Origin of the sequence: Sinorhizobium alkalisoli (assembly GCF_008932245.1) — a bacterium.
Classification (GTDB): domain Bacteria; phylum Pseudomonadota; class Alphaproteobacteria; order Rhizobiales; family Rhizobiaceae; genus Sinorhizobium; species Sinorhizobium alkalisoli.
This window is the reverse complement of record NZ_CP034910.1, coordinates 88,668-106,124: the sequence shown is the minus strand read 5'-3', so window position 1 is coordinate 106,124 and position 17,457 is coordinate 88,668. Positions and strand designations below refer to the sequence as shown.

Annotated in this window: 19 protein-coding genes; 7 read left to right on the top strand and 12 right to left on the bottom strand. The window is 63.3% G+C overall.

The genetic code is table 11. The features are described from left to right. Positions 1 to 9: 9 nt before the first annotated feature. Both EKH55_RS18095 and EKH55_RS18090 read right to left on the bottom strand, forming a co-directional pair. On the bottom strand, positions 10 to 759 hold the full coding sequence (locus EKH55_RS18095; RefSeq protein WP_151612169.1) for an SDR family oxidoreductase: 750 nt from the start codon (positions 757 to 759) through the stop codon (positions 10 to 12). Between the two features lie 171 nt (positions 760 to 930). Next, on the bottom strand, positions 931 to 1,680 hold the full coding sequence (locus EKH55_RS18090) for a carbonic anhydrase (RefSeq protein WP_151612167.1): 750 nt from the start codon (positions 1,678 to 1,680) through the stop codon (positions 931 to 933). Between the two features lie 383 nt (positions 1,681 to 2,063). Here EKH55_RS18090 and EKH55_RS18085 point away from each other — a divergent pair, with 383 nt between their 5' ends. The 4 genes from EKH55_RS18085 to EKH55_RS18070 are packed head-to-tail and all read left to right on the top strand — an operon-like array spanning position 2,064 to position 4,472. Next, complete coding sequence (locus EKH55_RS18085; protein WP_151612165.1) at positions 2,064 to 2,510, top strand: thiosulfate oxidation carrier protein SoxY; 447 nt, start codon at positions 2,064 to 2,066, stop codon at positions 2,508 to 2,510. Positions 2,511 to 2,554: 44 nt separating this feature from the next. Beyond that, positions 2,555 to 2,857: a thiosulfate oxidation carrier complex protein SoxZ gene (gene soxZ, locus EKH55_RS18080; protein WP_151613866.1), complete on the top strand. Its 303-nt coding sequence runs from the start codon at positions 2,555 to 2,557 to the stop codon at positions 2,855 to 2,857. Between the two features lie 14 nt (positions 2,858 to 2,871). Continuing rightward, positions 2,872 to 3,201, top strand: coding sequence for a c-type cytochrome (locus EKH55_RS18075; protein ID WP_246231903.1), 330 nt, complete (start codon positions 2,872 to 2,874; stop codon positions 3,199 to 3,201). Next, a complete protein-coding gene (locus EKH55_RS18070; protein WP_151612163.1) occupies positions 3,198 to 4,472 on the top strand; it encodes an NAD(P)/FAD-dependent oxidoreductase in 1,275 nt (424 codons plus the stop codon). The genes EKH55_RS18075 and EKH55_RS18070 overlap by 4 nt, the downstream gene beginning before the upstream one ends. Here the strand turns inward: EKH55_RS18070 and EKH55_RS18065 are convergent. The 10 genes from EKH55_RS18065 to EKH55_RS18025 form a co-directional block, all read right to left on the bottom strand. Beyond that, the gene (locus EKH55_RS18065; protein WP_151612161.1) at positions 4,415 to 6,589 is read right to left on the bottom strand and encodes a heavy metal translocating P-type ATPase; all 2,175 of its coding nucleotides are present in this window, start codon (positions 6,587 to 6,589) and stop codon (positions 4,415 to 4,417) included. The genes EKH55_RS18070 and EKH55_RS18065 overlap by 58 nt on opposite strands. Then, a complete protein-coding gene (locus EKH55_RS18060; RefSeq protein WP_246231901.1) occupies positions 6,586 to 7,305 on the bottom strand; it encodes a sulfite exporter TauE/SafE family protein in 720 nt (239 codons plus the stop codon). The genes EKH55_RS18065 and EKH55_RS18060 overlap by 4 nt, the downstream gene beginning before the upstream one ends. A 15-nt stretch (positions 7,306 to 7,320) precedes the next feature. Then, positions 7,321 to 7,443, bottom strand: a complete 123-nt coding sequence (locus tag EKH55_RS30065) for a hypothetical protein (protein WP_269808419.1) — start codon at positions 7,441 to 7,443, stop codon at positions 7,321 to 7,323. Positions 7,444 to 7,569: 126 nt separating this feature from the next. Beyond that, positions 7,570 to 7,776: a hypothetical protein gene (locus EKH55_RS18055; protein WP_151612159.1), complete on the bottom strand. Its 207-nt coding sequence runs from the start codon at positions 7,774 to 7,776 to the stop codon at positions 7,570 to 7,572. Then, a complete protein-coding gene (locus EKH55_RS18050; protein WP_151612157.1) occupies positions 7,730 to 7,924 on the bottom strand; it encodes a hypothetical protein in 195 nt (64 codons plus the stop codon). The genes EKH55_RS18055 and EKH55_RS18050 overlap by 47 nt, the downstream gene beginning before the upstream one ends. A 3-nt stretch (positions 7,925 to 7,927) precedes the next feature. Further along, the gene (locus EKH55_RS18045) at positions 7,928 to 9,580 is read right to left on the bottom strand and encodes a cbb3-type cytochrome c oxidase subunit II (RefSeq protein ID WP_151612156.1); all 1,653 of its coding nucleotides are present in this window, start codon (positions 9,578 to 9,580) and stop codon (positions 7,928 to 7,930) included. Beyond that, on the bottom strand, positions 9,577 to 11,022 hold the full coding sequence (locus EKH55_RS18040) for a cbb3-type cytochrome c oxidase subunit I (protein ID WP_151612154.1): 1,446 nt from the start codon (positions 11,020 to 11,022) through the stop codon (positions 9,577 to 9,579). The genes EKH55_RS18045 and EKH55_RS18040 overlap by 4 nt, the downstream gene beginning before the upstream one ends. 92 nt (positions 11,023 to 11,114) lie before the next feature. Further along, positions 11,115 to 11,585, bottom strand: coding sequence for a c-type cytochrome (locus EKH55_RS18035; protein ID WP_151612152.1), 471 nt, complete (start codon positions 11,583 to 11,585; stop codon positions 11,115 to 11,117). A gap of 129 nt (positions 11,586 to 11,714) precedes the next feature. After that, entirely contained in the window at positions 11,715 to 12,851 is a 1,137-nt protein-coding gene (locus EKH55_RS18030; RefSeq protein ID WP_151612150.1) for a metallophosphoesterase family protein, read from the bottom strand. Positions 12,852 to 12,950: 99 nt separating this feature from the next. Next, complete coding sequence (locus EKH55_RS18025) at positions 12,951 to 13,667, bottom strand: carboxypeptidase regulatory-like domain-containing protein (RefSeq protein ID WP_151612148.1); 717 nt, start codon at positions 13,665 to 13,667, stop codon at positions 12,951 to 12,953. A 239-nt stretch (positions 13,668 to 13,906) separates the two neighbouring features. Between EKH55_RS18025 and EKH55_RS18020 the strand changes: the two genes are divergently transcribed. From EKH55_RS18020 to EKH55_RS18010, 3 genes are all read left to right on the top strand, one after another. Then, positions 13,907 to 14,512 carry an SCO family protein gene (locus EKH55_RS18020; RefSeq protein ID WP_151612147.1) on the top strand — a complete coding sequence of 202 codons (606 nt, stop codon included), beginning with the start codon at positions 13,907 to 13,909 and terminating at the stop codon, positions 14,510 to 14,512. 44 nt (positions 14,513 to 14,556) lie between these two features. Then, a complete protein-coding gene (gene groL, locus EKH55_RS18015; protein WP_151612145.1) occupies positions 14,557 to 16,197 on the top strand; it encodes a chaperonin GroEL in 1,641 nt (546 codons plus the stop codon). 119 nt (positions 16,198 to 16,316) lie between these two features. Continuing rightward, entirely contained in the window at positions 16,317 to 17,399 is a 1,083-nt protein-coding gene (locus tag EKH55_RS18010; RefSeq protein WP_151612144.1) for a substrate-binding domain-containing protein, read from the top strand. Positions 17,400 to 17,457 lie beyond the last annotated feature (58 nt).

Genomic DNA, 17,457 nt, shown 5'->3' with positions numbered 1-17,457 from the left:
TTGCCGCCCTCACATCTGCACGGTCATGCCGCCATCGACGGTGAGCGTAATGCCGTTGACGAAGCTTGCCGCCGGCGAAGCGAGGAAGACGGCGGCGGGGGCGATCTCTTCCGGTCGTCCCCAGCGTTTCAACGGGATGCGGATCTCGACGAAGGCCTTGAGGTCCGGGTCGGCCGCGAGATGGGCATTGGTTTCGGTGGCGAACCAGCCTGGCGCAATCGCGTTGACCGTCAGGTTGTCGGCGCCGAGTTCGACCGCCAGCGAGCGCGTCAAAGCCTCGAGCCCGCCCTTGGCCGCCGTATAGGCAGGATCCCCGGCTCTCGCCGCGAAGGCTGCAATCGACGTCACGAAGATCAACCGACCCGCCGAGGAGCGCTGAAGCAGGGGCAGGGCTGACCTCGCGACCGAATAGGCGGCCGTCAGGTCGGTTTTCAGCAGCGCGGCGAAATCCTGCGGCGCCATCGCCTCCGTGCCGCGCCGGTCCCGCTCGCCGACCGCATGGATAAGGATATCGAGTTGCCCGGTCTCGTCGGTCGCGCGTGCGAGAATTGTCTCGACATCCTGTGTGATGTCGCCCGGTGCGATCGCGACCGAAATCCCCTCGGCGGCAAGGCTTTCGCGTGTTTCCTCGAGATTCTGGCGGCTGCGGCCGTTGATCACCGTCCAGGCGCCGGCCCTGGCAAGCGCCTTTGCCATTTCAAGGCCGAGGCCGCGCCCGCCGCCGGTGACCAGCGCAGTCTTGCCTGTGAGATCGAACATGATTGCCTCGCCGCCGCCTGTTTCGGTGGTGGAGACATTTGCAGCGAAGTGCGCCCGGCGCAAGCACGTCCGGGAGAGAAATGACGATTACAGCGCCCCCTTTAAGGCTGCGCCCTTTACCGGGATTGTCTTGCGACCGCCGGGGAGAAGCGACGGCCGCGGATGACGAGATCAGTTGGAGCTCAGGACAAAGCGGCGGTTGCCGGAAAGTGCCGGGCGCGCGTTCATGGAGTACAGCGAGGTGAACTTCGCGATGTCTGACGCCGCTGCTTCGATCGGCGTCCTAGCCACCATCCAGTCGACAATCTCGCTGCAGGGCGGGGTGGTGAGCGACCCCTCATAGGCCCAATAGTCGAGCGACGCGGGCAGAAGGCCGCTCGGGTCGACCGCGTCGAGCGCGGCTTCGTCCCCGGCCTTTTGCGGGAACTTGGCGGCGAGGCTCGCAAGGGTCGCGTTTTCTGCGCCGGGGGTAATAAAGACGCCGAAGACGCCGAGCGCGCCGGTCTCGGCGTTCTTATGGACGAAATGCGCCTCCATGGCGAATGTCTTGCCCTCGACCAGATGCTCGCTCGGCGCATGGAAATGGTACTGCACCAGCTCATAGGCCTTGTCGCCGCGCTTGAGCGTGCCGCCGGCGGCCTTCACCTGGATCGTATGGCCGTTGTTGGCGATGGTGCCGCCGCTCTTCCAGTCGAGCCCGAGATCCGGCAGATCCGCCTTGATCGCTTCACGGATGTCGATCGGCGACTGCTGCGAGCCGGCCGAACACGCGGCATTCTCCTCGCTCAGCGAACCCCAATTCTCGGGCCCTTCTTCGCCTTCGTAGCTCCAATGCACGCCCTCGGCGGCATAGGCGGCCTCGACGCAAAGCGGGCAGGCGGCAAGCAGCGCCAGACCCCTGAGGAAATCACGTCTTTCCATTCTTTTTCTTCCTTTTCGAATGCACGCTAAGCGGGCATGCCCGCGGGGACGGATGTTGTTCTTTCGAACCTGTCCAACAACTGTCGGGCCTGACAAAGATCAAGAAAAGGCTGCGCAAAATGGATAGTGTGTGCGGAACGTGGCCGTCCGATCCCATGCCCCCCTTTGCGCCTTGCAGTTCGCGAAAGATTTACGGGGGCATGGCCAGGGTGTACTCTTTTTCCGGGAATGGCGGCTCCGGGAACGGGGAACGCTATCAACTGCATGTCCCTTGTATCGACCTCGATTTAAGGCCAAAGACATGCATGATTTCAAAGTGCTACGGCGTCCTTTGCGCGTTTGATGAGACGTGCGGCGCTGTAACGGGCGCCGGAGACGGGACCATGAGTTTGACGCGCCGCCGTGTGCTGACCGGGGTGATCGGAACGTTCGCCTGCGTACTGGCTCCCGGCCTGAAACGCACGCGAGCCGCTGACGAGGCCGAAAGCTTCATCGAGGAATGGACCGGGCGAAAGGCGACGCCATCAGATCGCGTTCATTTGGCGATGCCTGCGGAATTCTCGACCGGCTACACGGTCCCCGTGGGCATCTCGGTCGAGAGCCCGATGACAGACAACGATCACGTCAAATCCGTTCGCGTCTTCGCTCCGAAAAATCCGCTCGTAGAAGTGGTGCAGTTCCATTTCGCTCCGGGGCGCAGTCTCCCGCGCGTCTCGACCCGCATTCGGCTTGCCGCGCCCCAACATATCGTGGCACTTGCCGAGATGAGTGACGGCAGCCTGCTGATGGCAAAGACCTGGGTGGCGGTCGCCACCAATGGATGCGAGTGACGATACGCAAGGAGGTCCGTGTGAGCATCCCCATACCCCGCGTGATGGTTCCGGGCTCGGTGGCGAGAAACGAGGTCTTTACGATCAAGGCCATCATCCAGCACCAGATGGAGACTGGGCTCCGCGCCGACGACACCGGCGCGACGATCCCGCGCAAAATCATCAACCGCTTCGTCTGTCGCTATGGGGGCGCCGAGGTCTTCCGCGTCGATCTGCACGAGGCAGTTTCAGCCAATCCATTCTTCGAGTTCCATCTGCGAGCGACGGAAAGCGGCCGGCTCGAATTTTCCTGGGAGGAGGACGGCGGCGCCACCTATTCGCTGTTTCACGACTTAGTGGTCACCTGACAGGAGGGGGGATCTTGGCCAATATCGTCTCGCTTGCGACGAAGATCGCAGCCGGAACAATGCTGCTCCTTTTCTCTGGAAATTCGGCCGCGGAGGATATCAATGAGGGTTCCCGGATAGCCGCCACCTGCGCATCCTGCCACGATCCGTTCGGGCGCGAGCTGGGCATTCCGCCGATCGTGACACTGGACGAACAGACGATCGTCAAACGCATGCTCGCCTACAGGACGAGCGAGGGCCCCAGCCATGTGATGCATGCCATCGCTCTGTCTCTCAGCGATGATGAGGTGGCCGCTGTCGCACGCCATCTCGCTGCGAAGGCCAACGCCGGGAGGAAGCCATGACGGATTGGACGCGGCGCCAGGTCGGCGGCCTGATCGCAGGAACGCTGCTGGCGGCCACCGCACCGCATGTCGCGCGGGGGATAGTGCGGCCGAAGGTCGTCGTAATCGGCGGCGGCATCGGCGGCGCGACGCTCGCCCGATATCTCGGCGACATGAAGACCATGGATGTCAGCCTCGTCGAACCGAACGCCACCCATGTCACCTGCTTCTTCAGCAACCTTCACCTCGCCGGCCTTCGTTCGCTCGCCTCCTTGACCTTCGACCTCCGGACGCTTGCCAACCGACATGGCGTCAGCGTCATTCGTGATGCGGCGGTGGCGCTCGATCCCGCAGCCAGGGTTGTCGAGCTCGGGGGCGGCGCGAAGCTCCCCTACGACCGCCTCGCGGTCGCGCCGGGGATTACACTCGAATTCGGCGCGATCGGCGGCTATGATGAGGCGGCGGCAGAACGCATGCCGCATGCCTGGATCGCCGGGCCGCAGAGCGTGCTTCTGCGCCGGCAGCTCGAAAGCATGGAGGATGGCGGCCTGTTCGTCATCGTGGCGCCTCCAAATCCATTTCGCTGTCCGCCGGCCCCTTACGAGCGCGCCTCGCTCGTCGCCTATTATTTCAAACAGTTCAAGCCGAGGTCGAAGATTCTGATCCTAGACGCGAAGGACAAGTTCTCGGGACAGGAACTGTTTCAGGATGCCTGGTCGCGTCACTATCCCGGCATGATCGAATGGCTGCCGGCACAATTCATCGGGAAGATCAAGGCAGTAGATCCGGCAGCCTTCTCAGTGGTGACGGAAGGCCAGACCTTCAAGGCGGCGGTTGCCAATGTCATCCCACCGCAGAAGGCTGGATTGATTGCGCAAAAGGCCGGCCTTGCCGATGCCACGGGCTGGTGTCCGGTCGATCCGGCGACGTTCGATTCGACATTGCAGCCCGGCATCCATGTGGTGGGCGACGCGATCATCGGTGGCGATATGCCGAAATCCGCCTTCTCCGCCAACAGTCAGGCAAAGGCCTGCGCCTTCGCGATCGCGGCCGCGCTTACGGGCTCGCCACGTTTCCCGCCGCATCTCTTCAACTCATGCTACACGTTCCTGGCGCCCGACGACGCCTTCACCAATGCCATCACCTTTGCGGCTGAGGACGGGAAGATAAAGACCAAGGAAATGTTCATCAACAAGGTGGGCGAGAGCGCAGAGGTCCGCCGCAAGGTCGCCCATCAGGCGATCGGCTGGTACTCGGCCTTCACGGCGGATGTCTTCGGCGGCGCGTCCTGATCGTCACGCGGCTGCCGATCGGCAAACACCGGATCCGGGTCTGGCACACGGGCGAGCCTCAGGGAATTCATGACGACGAGAAGACTCGAACCCGCCATGACGGCGGCGGCGAGGATCGGCTGCAGCAGCCCGAGGGCGGCGGCCGTGAGTGCGACGAGGTTGTAGCCGAAGGCCCACAGGAGATTGGTGAGAATGGTGCGCCGCACGGCACGGGCGATGTCGATCACCCATGGCAGCATCCAGAGCCCGCCATCCGGAAGGGTAAGCGCGGCGGCCTCGCGGGCGAGATCCGTGGCCGAGCCGACTGCGATCCCGACATCGGCATCCGCCAGCACGGGGCCGTCATTGAGACCGTCGCCGACCATCGCCATGGTGCCGTGGCGGCGGCGGATACGCGCCAGCGCGACGCGCTTGGCTTCCGGCGACAAGGAGGCTTCGATTTCGTCTATGCCGACAGCCGCGGCAACACGTTGGGCCGGTTTCATCCCATCGCCGGTCAGAAGCGCAAGATGCGAGCCGCGGTCCTTGAGCGCGTCGACGACCATCTGCGCCTCCTGGCGTGGTGTGTCGTCAAGCGCGAGCACGCCATGGACACGCCCGTTCCAGCCGACATGGACGAGCGTGCAGCCATCGGCCCCCAATCGGCGCGCCCGTTCGCGCAGTGGCGGGGGACACGACCAGCCGAGATCGCGCATCAACGCTTCATTGCCGACCGCGACAGGTTGTTCGCCGATCACACCACGGATTCCTCGGCCGGGGTCGACGCGAACGGCCATGGCCTCGGGTGGTCGAATGCCGCGTTCGACAGCGGCCAAGGTCACGGCCTTCGCCAGCGCATGTTCGGAATAGCGCTCGAGGCCGCTCGCATGGGTGAGCACGTCCTCCTCGCTTGCGCCATCGGTATCGATGCCGGTCACCTGCGGTCTGCCGACCGTCAGCGTGCCGGTCTTGTCGAAGGCGACACATCTGAGCGTCGCCAGTGTTTCCATCAGCCCGGGATCGCGAACCAGGCAGCCGCGGCGCGCCAGCCGGCCGATGCCGAGCGTGGTCGCAAGCGGAGCTGCGAGCCCGACCGCGCAGGGGCAGGCGACGACGAGAACCGCAAGTCCGGTGATGAGCGCGCGGTCGAGGGGTTGGGATTGCGCCCAATAGGCGATCGTAAAGCCACTTGAGACGAGGACGATCGGCACGGCGAGGCTGACGATCCGGTCGGCGATGCGCTGGGTCGGACATTGCCGTGAAAGGGCATCGCGCACCGAGCGGCAGATGTGGGCCCAGCGCGTGTCGGTGCCCGCGCCACTGCATTTGACGAGCAATGGTCCGTCGAAATTGATGCTCCCGGCGATGACCGGAAAGCCGACTGTCTTCGTGACCGGTCGGCTTTCGCCGGTGATCATGGCCTCGTCAACGCTGGACTCTCCATCGACAACGATGCCGTCGACCGGAACGAGCTCGCCCGGGCGCACCCGCACCAGCATGCCGGTGGCGACCGAGCCGACCGGGCGCCGCATCTCGATGCCGTTCGCGACGATCGTCGCAGTTGCGGTTTCCGCGGCGAGAAGCGGTTCGAGATCACGCGCAGCCTTGGCGCGGCTTTCGGCCTCGAGATAGCGGCCAAGCGTGAACAGCATCAGCACCATCGAGGCTGTGTCGAAATAGACATGGTTCTCGCCCTTGAGGACGGCGAATGCCGAGTAGAGATAGGCGGCCGCGACGCCGATGACGATCAGCGCCGATGATGTCAGCCGGCCCTCGGCGGCGCCGCGCAGTGTTTCGCCGAGGAACGGGCCGCCGAGGATCAGCACGGCCGGCGTCGCGAACAGCCACATCAGCGCGTGAATCCACGGCAGCAGATGGGCCTCCGGACCCGCGAAGGTGCCCGTATAGACGAGGAGGCTCAAGAGCATGATGTTCATCGAAAGGAAGGCGCCGACGCCAATGCGGACGAGCAGCCACGCCGCCTCCGACTCCTCGCCTCGGCCGTGCCTGATCTCATAGGCGATCCGACAGCCGTAGCAGCAGAAGGCATGATCCTTGCCCTCGAGCCTGTATTGGACAGGCCGCCTGCCTGCGGGCAGCAGGCAATGGCTGCAGAGGGTGGTCTCGCGCCCGCTCATGTCAGGTGCTCCCCATGCAGGAGACCGGCCGGCAGGAGCCCGCGGCCGAGGGTGACGAGCCCGAGGAGCAGAATGAAGGAACCGGCCAGGCGCACGCCACGCCGTCGCCAGAGCGGGCCGAGAGCGTTGCCGACGCCGCCCATCATGAACATTGCCGGAACCGTCCCGAGCCCGAAAGCCAACATCGTCATGAGGCCGGAAAGCGCGCCCGCCGTGCTCGCCGCCTGCGCCAGGAACGCATAGACGAGCGGGCAGGGCAGGAGCCCGTTGAACACGCCGAAGGCGAGCGGTGCGGCGCGTCCCGGCGCACCTAGAAGCCAGCGCAGGGCACTCGCGAACTTGGCTCCGCCAGCGTCGGCCGCGAAGGGATGGGGTCGCTTGATGAGGCCGAAGAATTGTAAGCCGATGATGACCATGATGACCCCTGCGACGATCGCAAGCAGGCGCTGGGCGAGATCGAACGGTGCGTCCAAAAGCGGCGCGGAAGGACCGGTCGAGGTGCAGATCGCCTGGCCAAGGGCGCCTGCGAGCACGCCGAGGAAGCAATAGCTGGTTAGTCGGCCGCTATTGTAGAGCAGGTGCCGTGCGAGGGTGGCCGCAGTTCCGTGCGGATCACGACCGAGTGCGCAGGCAAAGCCGCCGCACATGCCGATGCAGTGGAAGCTGCCGGCGAAGCCGGCGATGAACAAGACGAGATAGGGAGTCATCTCGGACATGCCCCGCTCCCGCTCCTATTTCCAGACGAGATAGGCCACCCAGACGAAGAAGCCGATATGGAAGATCGCTCCACCGACGAAGGCAATGGTCTGGAGCGTGCCGGCATCGCTCAATGAAAAAGCCGTTTCCGGAAGCATGGAACGCCTCCCGTCAGCCGAAGTAGCTCAGATAGACGTTGAGCGACAGTTCGGAAAACAGAAAGAGCAGGTTCAGCACCGCGACGGCGAGGATGATCCTGGCTGGCAACATTCTCGTTCCTCCTGCTAGATACGCCCGGGACCCACTCCGCCCCAATACTGGTAGGAGTAGTAGAGTGCCCAGATGAAGAGCACGAAATAAACGACGAGCAGCCATAGGGGGATGTAGCCGTGCCGCCCTTCGATGGCTCCGCCGCCGTATTCCTCCATATCGTGACCGGTTTCGTCAGGAGACTTTGCGCTCTCTGGATTGCCGGGCTGGACGTCTGTCATTTTCCATTTCCCTTTCGTAGAATTGCCGTGAGGCCTCCTCGGTGTTGCGCAGGGCGCCGGAGAACACGCCCCAGATGAAGAGGCAGAGGGCGCCGAGGCTCATCATCAAAGCGCCGACATAGGGGCCGGTGATTTCGAAATCGGGCATCGTTCAGTCTCCCTGGGCGATCTGGCGCGCGCCCGCGGCGCCGACTTCCGCGCCGCTTCCGGGCTCATAGGCCTTGTCCGGCGTGGGGGCCTGCAAAGTCAGGTCATCGAGGGCCTTGCGGTCGGCCTCGTTGATATTCAACGGTTCGAGCGTGAGCGGATCCTTGTAGGCGGAAAGCGAAAGAATGTAGTAGGAAAGCGCCCAGCGGTCCTCGTCCGGGAAAGCGTTCCGGTAGGATGGCATCGGCGTACCGCTCAAGCCGGTCGAGATCGTCCGGTACATGTCCTCGACCGTTGCGCCTGACTTGAACTGGCCGCTGGTGAGGTCGGCCGGCACCATCGGAAAACCGAGATCATCCTTGAGGCCCGGTGCCTTCTCGCCATCGCCTTTGCCGCGCTGGCCATGGCATTCCCAGCATTTCGCGGCCTGCCAGATCTCCGCGCCGCGAGCAAGCAATTGCTGAGAAGGCTGCGGCGGCTTGCCGATAATGAGCGGCGGGCCGGGCGGCTCCTCGATGAAGAAGGCGTAGGGTGCGGACGGATCGGAACGGTCGACGGCGAGTTCATATTTGATGTACTGGATGACGGCGAGGCGGTCGTTGATCGGCAATTCGTGCCAGGCAGGCATCGCCGTGCCGCGGACGCCGCGCGTGATCGTGCGCAGGAGATCGCCATCGGTCGGCAGCGGCTCCCTGGTCAACCTGAACTTGAAGACAGCGGCGGTGAAATCGCGCGGCCGCTGCTTGTAGAGGAAGGTCGCGACCGGCCCGTTGCCGTCGCCCTTGGCGCCGTGGCAGCCGAGACAGCGCCGCTCATAGACCGTCTTACCATAGCCGATCCACTCGTCGGACCGCGGCAGCGTCACGTCGATCGTCTCAAGTTGCTGCGGCTCGAACAGATCTCGCCATTTCCCGCGCCGCATGCCGAGTTTCTGGAGATAGGCGATGAGGGCATGAAGCTCTTGCGTCTCGGCCGCGATGTTGACGACGTCGCCGCCGAACTCTTCGCCTGGGGTCAGGATGGCCGGCTTCTTGTCGCGCGCTTCGAGGGGCACGAAAAGCAGGCCATCCGCGTTCGGTGTCAACGAGATCGAAGTCTCGCTGTCGAAGTCGAACAGGGCCTCGGTCGCCGGCATTCTTTCCAGGGTGCGTCCGCCCGCACCGTCATCGACAATCCGCACGCCGTCGGCCGACCTGTCGAAGAGATCGCGATAGGGAGCCATGATCGAGTCCGGCACCACCATCCGCGGATCCCAGAAATGCGCCAGGTGCCACTCGTCGCCATATTTCAAGCCGACCCGCATCAGGTCCGGCCCGACGCGTCGCGTGCCGAAAAGGTGCGGCACGTCAAAGGCATATTCGCCGGCCTCGGTCACCGGGCCCCAGCGGCGTGTCTCGCCGGTGACCGGGCGGACATATTGCGAGTGGCAATACCAGCAGCCCTCGCGCAGGTAGACCGCACGGCCCTCCTTTTGCAAGGGCGTGTAATCGGTCGCCTCGGCGACCATCCATTTGAGTTGCCCGAGATTGGTCCTCACGACCGAGGTCACCCGCGTCGTTCGTGCCGACGGCTCGAAGAAGGGCAGGACGCCTTGCGTGATCACGGCGAGGAAGAAGAAGCCAATGCCCGCCACCAAGGCCACGAACCGCGCGGTCATTCGGCAGGCTCCCCGGCAGGCTCGGCACCCGGCCGCAAGGCGGTTCGTCTCTCGGTGACGGGCTCACGGAGCGCCGTCAGCATCAGGTTGATGACCAGCAGCGACATGCCGATATCCATGCTAATGCCGGAAAGCGTGCGCACGAACCAATAGGGCTTCATCGGCACAACCGTATCCAGCCATTCGACACCGCTCATCCATTGGAAGCCCTGCTGCAGGCCGCCGGCGGTCAGTACCAGCCCCATGGTTGAGATGCCGACGGTGATCAGCCAGAACGACCAATTGCCCATGCGGAAAGACCAGAGCTCACGGCCCCAGACACGCGGCCAGACATAGATCAGGCCGCCCATCGCCCAGACGACGAAGGTTCCGAAGACGGTCAGGTGCGAATGCGAGATGACGAAATCGGTAAAATGCGTCGGCTGCTGGATGCTGCGCAGCGCCTCCGTGGAGCCCTGGAAGCAGCCGATGAGATACATGATCGAGCCCATGATCAGGAACTTGGCGGGTAGGTTGCGGCCGAATTCGTGCCACTTGCCCATCATGGTGCCGAAGAAGTTCACGAGCACCGTCCACACGGGAATGATCAGCAGCATCGAGGTGACGATGGCGATCGTCTCGGCCCAGTCGGCGATCGGGCTGAAGAGATAATGATGGATGCCGACGAACGGATAGAAGAGAGCCAGAGACCAGAAGCCGACCAGCGAAAGCTTGTGCGAAAAGAGCGGATTGCCGGCGCTGATCGGAAGGAAGTAATAGATGAGCACATAGCCGGCCGGCGTCAGCCACAGGCCGACGATGTAGTGGATGTAAAGGCCGTGAAAGGCTGCGCTGTTGATTCCGGCGATCGTGTAGGGCAGGATGAAACTGCCGAGAACGAGGTTCATCGTCGTCCAGATGAAGGCGCCGATCAGATACCAGAGCGCGACGTAAAGCGGCGGCTCCAACCGCCGGGCGATGGCGGTCAAGAATTGCAGGGTGGCGATCGCCACGACGGCGAAGATCGGGATTTCGGCGAAGAGCGGCAGCTCCCCTGCTTCCAGGCCATGATTCTCGCCAAAGGCGAGAGAGACGAGCGCGGCCGCTAGCGCGACATTCCAGAGCCAGGCCAACGGTACGCCCAATTGCGGCCAAGGCACTCGCACGCCGCAGAGACGCGGCACGAGATAGTAGCATTCGCCGATGAACAACGCCGAGAAGGCGCCGAAGATGACGCCATTGACATGCACCGGGCGCAGACGGCCGAAGGTCAGTTCGATATTGCCGGTGCCGAGATAGTCCGGGAAGGTGAAGAGGCCCGAGATCGCGACGCCGACGGAGGGCGTCACCATGAGCCAGAACATGCCCCAGTAGAGCCAGGTGCGCACGGCCGACCATTCGACCAGAGCGTCCAGGTCGACGCCGGCGAACCTGCCACGCAACACGGTGCCCGTCTCCGCCAAGACATCCCTCCCCTCATCATGCCGGCCGGGCTGCCGATGCCGGCCATCTCGCCCATGCCCCTCGTAAGTCGATCAGGCCCGCGGGGCGGGTTTCAGAATTTGCCCGGTTGCAGCACCGAGCCGGTGTTGGACCAGGTGATGTAGGCTTCGAGCGCCTTCATTGCCTCCGATTCCGGATCGATCTTCACGCCCTGGTTCGGTTTCTCGATGCACCAGTTGATCATGTCGCGCAGCGTGGCGAATTTGGCCATCTGGGCCTGGAATTTCGGGAAGGATTGCGGATGCGTGTCCGACGCCATCGGATGGCACATCGCGCATGCCATGCCGGTCTTCGAAAGGTCTTCGGCAACGCCCAACTGCTCGGCCATCGCCTGGTCGCCATGGAAGAGAAGATCGCCCTTCCTCACCTGTTCCATGAAGACGGCCTCGTAAGCCTTCAACTGCTCCGGCGTCACCGGATCCTTGTGGGCGCCGCTCGGCCCTGCGACAATGGCGGCAATGGCGATCCCCCCAAGCAAGGCGAAACGCCGCAGTGACAAGCGGAACTTCGAGCGGGTTGTCATGACCATTCCTCCGCTGAGATCGCGACGATTTTGGATCAGATCGCTCCAAAATCACGAGCGCGATCGATTCCCATGGGACAGGGCGGGGGCGCAGCTTCCTGCTCTCCCCGCCCTGAAATGCGGCGCGCCCTAGTACGGCCACATATTGTCGGCGATCCTCGGACGGATAACCTCCGAAACATGTTTGTCGTAGTCCGCGGCGGACTGGACGAAGACTTCCTTGCGGCCCCACATCACATATTCCGTGTTCACCTCGTCGGTCGCCGCCACGTCGATTTTGCTCCAGCCGACGCCGTCGAAGGGATCGCCGGGGTCTACACGGATCATCGGCTTGGTCAGTTTGGGCACGCCTTCCGGCGCATAGGGCCACGGCCAGGAGGTCGCCAGCATGCCGATCGACCGCAACGTTCCGATCTCGTTGTAGAGCACCTGATGCACATGCCCGTGAATGTTGGTGACCTTGGTGTACGGTCTCAACACCTCATGCACCTGGCGCCAGTCGCGCACCCAGAAATTCCACGGCGGATAATATTCGTAGAGCGGATTGTGGCTGAAGATAATCACGGGCCGGTCCTTGTCCCAGTCGGCCAGCGTCTTTTCCATCCAATCGAGCTGGTCGCGCCCGACACCGGCCCAGGGCCCGGCGACCGTGCCGTCGAGCGTGGCCATATGGCCCATGCGCTCCTCCGGCGTCATGTTCTTTGCCGTCCAGTAGTCCGGTGCGCGGCTGACCGTGTCGAGGCCGATGAAGCGCACGCCCTTGTGGTCGAAGGTCCAATTGGGCTGCCCGAACAGCTCGCCCCATTTCTTGCCCATGTCGAGATACCAGTCGTGCTCGCCGGGGATATAATGTTTCGGGACCGTGATGTCTTTCAGCAGGTCGACGCCGAGCTCGAGCTCCTCGATCTTGCCGAGCTGGGCGAGGTCGCCGCCGAAGATCAGGAAATCCGCCGGCGGATCCATTGCCTGGACCTCCTGCGCCGCACGCACGACCTTGTCTACGAAGCGGGTGTTCAGCGATCTCGGATAGAGATGGGTGTCTGAAATCCAGGCGAATTTGAACGGCGCCTCGGCGGCATGCGCGATGTCGAGCGTGTTGAGCAGCGGCCACCACGCGAAGGTCTGGCCGACAGTGGCCGCGCCGAAGATCAGCGATCCGTGGATGAAGGTGCGGCGGGTGATTTTCAGCGTATCGTCGGGGCGAACCCCTTCGGGCTGCAATACGGAATGCATTTCGCGACGAATGCGATCAAGTTCGTCAGACATGACGTTTCCTCCTCTCGGCCGAAAGAAGGGCTCGGCCCCACAGAGGCAGACATGGCGCGGGCCACGTCGTAACTTTTATTGTTCTTCTTTACTCGGGTACTATTGCTTCTTCAGCTCGATATCGAGCGTTGTGGCCTTTCCACCCTCAACGCTGACGGACATTTCCGTCGGCCCGGTGAATGGCTGTACGGCGACGAGCTTGTACTCGCCGGGGGGAATGTCCGTTATCGAGAATTTTCCGTCGGGGCCGGTCACGGCGTAGTATGGATTGTCCACGACGTAGATCCAGCCCTCCATCCAGCCGTGGGCGTCGCAATCGATGCGGACGGTGCCTGGACGGGGTAGCTCGGTGGGGATGCGCTGGCCCTGGTTCGGCAAGGCCAGGTTAAAGGCCGTGCGCCTGCCGTAATAGCCATGCGTATTGTGCAGCACCGGGTCGGAATTGATGACGTCAAGCGGCCCTGGCGCGATCACCTGAACCTCGGGCACGAAACGGCATTTCTCGTTGTCGAGTTCGGGTGTCTTGCCGGGCTCCGGCCAATCCTTGCCGGATGCCACATCGACGAGATAGACAACCGCGCTTTCAACCGCCTGGTTCGCATCGACGCGGATCAGCGGATCCTCGCGCGGTTGGCCGCAAACCTCGACGTCCTTGGTCGGGATGATCGTTTTCATCGGAACGTTGCCGCGATAGACGATCGTGCCCTCGATCGACCCTCCTCCGCTCACGGCACTTACGTCGTAAGCAAGGGCCGGGGATGCGATCGTCACGGTTGCGGTAACGAGAAACTCCAAGAAGAAGCGGCGCTTTCCCACAGCAAAGCCTCCCTCCTCAAAGGAAAGTTGCATTCTTGTTCAGAATGATTCTAATATCAAGCCGAAAATGCGAATTCGGTGGGGCTGGCGTGCTGGTAGGCCGGCCGGAACGCTCGATCGCGGTAATCTCATTGACTCTCTTGTAATACCGGTTTCGGTCCAACCCGCCAGCCTCGCGATGCAGCCGTTGGCCTTGACGGCGCAACGGCGATGTCTGCTTCGCCGGAAGGAGGCACGGGATGGAGGGACTGAACGGCCGTCGTCGAGCATCGGTCTTTCCCCGCGCGATCTTCTTCGGCTTCGTCACAGCGGCGTCGTTCGCCGCGGCACTGCCCGTTTTCGCCGCTTCCCCGGTGACGGTCGGCGGGCCGTTCAGCCTGGTCGCGCCGGATGGAAATACCGTCACCGATTCAGACTTCCGCGGCAAATGGATGCTGGTCTTCTTCGGCTATACTTATTGCCCGGACATCTGCCCGACGACGCTGAGCGAGATGGCGATCGCGCTCGACAGGCTCGGTGAAGAGGGCAAGGCGGTCCAGCCGATCTTCATCACCGTCGATCCCAAACGCGACACTCCCGACGTGATTGGGCAGTATACCCGCGCCATCGATCCGCGCATCATGGGTTTGAGTGGCAGTCCGCAGCAGCTTACTGCAGCCGCGCGGGAATACGGCGCCTACAGCGAGCGGCACGGCTCGGGACATCACGGCGACCATCTTATCGATCACAGCACCTACATCTACGTCATGGACCCGCAGGGCAAGTTTGTGCGCGGCCTGGAGGGAGGCGCCTCCGGGGATGAGATCGCGGACACATTGCGGCGCCTGATCGCGCAGACAAAATAGGGCATGGGCCGCAGCTGCTGGTGGAGCAGGCAAGGGAGGACAATATGACCGCAAAGAACATCAAGCTCGCCTTCGGCGCGCGCGACAGCATGCTCAATGGTGTCGACACCCTCGCGCACGCCGTCGGCGTCACCCTTGGGCCGCGCGGCCGGAACGTCGCCATCAACCGTTCCTTTGGCACCAAGATCACCAAGGACGGCGTAACGGTCGCGCGGGAGGTCGATCTGGAAGATAGGTTCGAGGAGATGGGGATTCAGCTCTTGCGCCAAGTCGCGATCAAGACCTCCTATCTGGCCGGGGACGGAACGACGACGGCGGTCGTTCTTGCCGATTCGATCTTGCGAGGCGGCGTGCGGGCGGTTGCCGCCGGCATGAACCCGATGGACATCAAGCGCGGCATCGATCGCGGCGTCGAGGCCGTTCTGTCCGAGTTGCGCCGGAATGCAAGGCCCGTTGCCTCGAATGCCGAGATCGAGCAGGTTGCCACGAACTCGGCCAACGGAGACCGGGAGATCGGCCGCATCATCGCCGATGCGATGGCGAAGGTCGGCACGGACGGCGTCATCATGGTCGAGGAGGGCCGCTCGCTGGAGACCGAGTGCGAAGTGACGACCGGCATCCAGTTCGACCGCAGCTACATTTCTCCCCATTTCGTCACCGACAGGCGCAAGATGCAGGTGGAGATGGAGGATGCTTTCGTCCTCGTCTGCGATCGCAAGCTTGCAAGCCTCAACGAGATACTGCCGCTCCTCGAAAAGGTGATGGAGGCCGACAAACCGCTGCTCATTATCGCCGAAGACGTAGAACCGGAGGTCAGGGCCACGCTGATCGTCAATCGGCTCCGCGGCGGCCTCAAAATCGCGGCCGTCAAGGCGCCGGCCTTTGGCGAACTGCGCAAGGCCATCCTGCAGGACATCGCGCTTGTAACCGGGGGAACGGTGGTTTCGGAGGATATCGGCCTCAAGCTCGAGACCATGCCGCTCGAATGCCTTGGTCGGGCGGGGAAGATCAAGATCGACAAGGAGAATACGACGATCGCCGAGGGCGGCGGTTCGCGGGCGGAAATCGCGACGCGCGTCGCTGCCATCAAGGCGCAGATCGAGCGCGCCACCGAGGATTTCGACCGCGACAAGCTCGAGGAGCGGTTGGCGAGGCTCTCGTCCGGGATCGCCGTCCTCCGGGTTGGTGGCGCGACCGAGTCGGAGCTGCGGGAGAAGAAGGACCGCGTCCGCAACGCCGTGCACGCCACCCGCGCAGCCGTCGAGGAGGGACTCCTGCCGGGCGGCGGCGTCGCCCTATTGCGAGCGAGCGAGGCGCTGAGGACACTCAAGGTCGACAATGCCGACCAGCAGGCGGGGATCGGTATCGTGAGGGAAGCGATCGCGTGGCCGGCGAAGTACATCGCGGCCAATGCCGGTGAAGACGGCTCGCTGGTCGCCGCCAGGATCCTGCAATCGGATGATTACGGCGCCGGCTATGACGCGCAGACCGGAACGTTCCGCGATCTGGTGGCCGCGGGCGTAATCGATCCGGTGAAGGTGGTGCGCACGGCGCTTCAGGGTGCCGCGTCCGTTGCCGGGTTGATGATCATGACGGAGGCAATGGTGGCCGAAGTGCCGGGCCCCCCACCGCCGGAACTTCCGGGCCACCATGACCATGAGGATAACCTCGACATCGAGTTTTAGACGACGATCCCGGATGCACCGGAGTCGCTCAAGAAATCAAACGAATGGGAGGAAGCCTTCGGCGCTTCTCTCGGCAAACGCGCCCGAATGGCTCGCCCTGGCAGGAGGAGGAACCAATCATGAGGCGAATTTTGCTCTCCGCGGTGTCGGCCGCGGCCCTATCACTTGGCTTCACATACGCATTCGCACAATCCGGCAGCGTCGAAAGGGCGGTCGGCGGTTATGATTTCGAGGAGGCGGCCAAGGAGGCCCCCGAAACGAAGGACTTCCATTCTGCCGACGGTCATCTGACCTTCGCGATCGTCACCCACACAGCCGGCAACGGCTTCTTCGACCCGGTCTATGTCGGCGCCAAGATGGCTGGTAACATGATCGGCGCCGATATTTTGCTGCTCGGCTCGGAATCGCCGGTGGACGACCCGGCACGCGAGATCGAGATCCTGAACCAGATCGTTCGCGACCCCAAGATCGACGGCATCATCATGACGACGCCGCAGGTCGGCGCCTATAACGACATCGTCAAGGCGGCGGAAGCCGCCGGCATTCCGGTTGCGACGACCAACTCCTACGATGACACGCTGCTCAATCGCAGCAACATCAGCCATACCGGTCAGGATGCCTCGGCCGCCGCGATCGGCGGCGAAGCGCTGGCGAAATGCGTGCTCGACAGCGGCAAGACCAGCGGCTCGATTCTGCTGCCGTCGTCGACGGCGATGGGCAATATCGAGGTGAACAACCGCGTGACGGCCGCCTTCAACGCGATCGTCAAGACCCTGAAGGACGCCGGTAAGCTCGAGGCCTTCAAGGTCGACGCCGGTCCGGAGAATGTCGGCATCGATACGAACCCGAACGATCCGGTCAATGCGCTCGTCTCGCTGTTCGAGTCGCGCGGCGACGTGGTCGGCGCCTTCACGGCTAATAACGTCTTCACGCCGCCGCTCGTCAAGGCGGTCGAGCAGATGGGCTGGACGAACAACTTTTGCGCCTTTGGCTTCGATCTTGGTCCGGCACAGCAGGAAGGCATTGTCGCAGGCAACCTGACGGGCTCGCTCGGACAGCAGCCTTTCCTGCAGGGCTTCTGGCCCGTCATGCAACTTTACCTGCAGATCGACCGCGGCATCTCCGCTGCGAACCTCGATACGCGTGCGCAGCTCGTGACCAAGGAGAACGTGGAGAAGATCGGCAAGCGATTCGAAAACTGAGCGCGAAGCCCACCCCCTCTGGCCTGCCGACCGGAGGGGGATGGGCTTACCCGTCGTG

What these genes read in the sequence shown, in the direction of transcription:
- EKH55_RS18095 (WP_151612169.1), bottom strand. Translation starts at nt 759, where the DNA reads ATGTTCGATCTCACAGGCAAGACTGCGCTGGTCACCGGCGGCGGGCGC.
- EKH55_RS18090 (WP_151612167.1), bottom strand. Translation starts at nt 1,680, where the DNA reads ATGGAAAGACGTGATTTCCTCAGGGGTCTGGCGCTGCTTGCCGCCTGC.
- EKH55_RS18085 (WP_151612165.1), top strand. Translation starts at nt 2,064, where the DNA reads ATGAGTTTGACGCGCCGCCGTGTGCTGACCGGGGTGATCGGAACGTTC.
- soxZ (WP_151613866.1), top strand. Translation starts at nt 2,555, where the DNA reads ATGGTTCCGGGCTCGGTGGCGAGAAACGAGGTCTTTACGATCAAGGCC.
- EKH55_RS18070 (WP_151612163.1), top strand. Translation starts at nt 3,198, where the DNA reads ATGACGGATTGGACGCGGCGCCAGGTCGGCGGCCTGATCGCAGGAACG.
- EKH55_RS18065 (WP_151612161.1), bottom strand. Translation starts at nt 6,589, where the DNA reads ATGAGCGGGCGCGAGACCACCCTCTGCAGCCATTGCCTGCTGCCCGCA.
- EKH55_RS18060 (WP_246231901.1), bottom strand. Translation starts at nt 7,305, where the DNA reads ATGTCCGAGATGACTCCCTATCTCGTCTTGTTCATCGCCGGCTTCGCC.
- EKH55_RS30065 (WP_269808419.1), bottom strand. Translation starts at nt 7,443, where the DNA reads ATGCTTCCGGAAACGGCTTTTTCATTGAGCGATGCCGGCACGCTCCAG.
- EKH55_RS18055 (WP_151612159.1), bottom strand. Translation starts at nt 7,776, where the DNA reads ATGACAGACGTCCAGCCCGGCAATCCAGAGAGCGCAAAGTCTCCTGAC.
- EKH55_RS18050 (WP_151612157.1), bottom strand. Translation starts at nt 7,924, where the DNA reads ATGCCCGATTTCGAAATCACCGGCCCCTATGTCGGCGCTTTGATGATG.
- EKH55_RS18045 (WP_151612156.1), bottom strand. Translation starts at nt 9,580, where the DNA reads ATGACCGCGCGGTTCGTGGCCTTGGTGGCGGGCATTGGCTTCTTCTTC.
- EKH55_RS18035 (WP_151612152.1), bottom strand. Translation starts at nt 11,585, where the DNA reads ATGACAACCCGCTCGAAGTTCCGCTTGTCACTGCGGCGTTTCGCCTTG.
- EKH55_RS18030 (WP_151612150.1), bottom strand. Translation starts at nt 12,851, where the DNA reads ATGTCTGACGAACTTGATCGCATTCGTCGCGAAATGCATTCCGTATTG.
- EKH55_RS18020 (WP_151612147.1), top strand. Translation starts at nt 13,907, where the DNA reads ATGGAGGGACTGAACGGCCGTCGTCGAGCATCGGTCTTTCCCCGCGCG.
- groL (WP_151612145.1), top strand. Translation starts at nt 14,557, where the DNA reads ATGACCGCAAAGAACATCAAGCTCGCCTTCGGCGCGCGCGACAGCATG.
- EKH55_RS18010 (WP_151612144.1), top strand. Translation starts at nt 16,317, where the DNA reads ATGAGGCGAATTTTGCTCTCCGCGGTGTCGGCCGCGGCCCTATCACTT.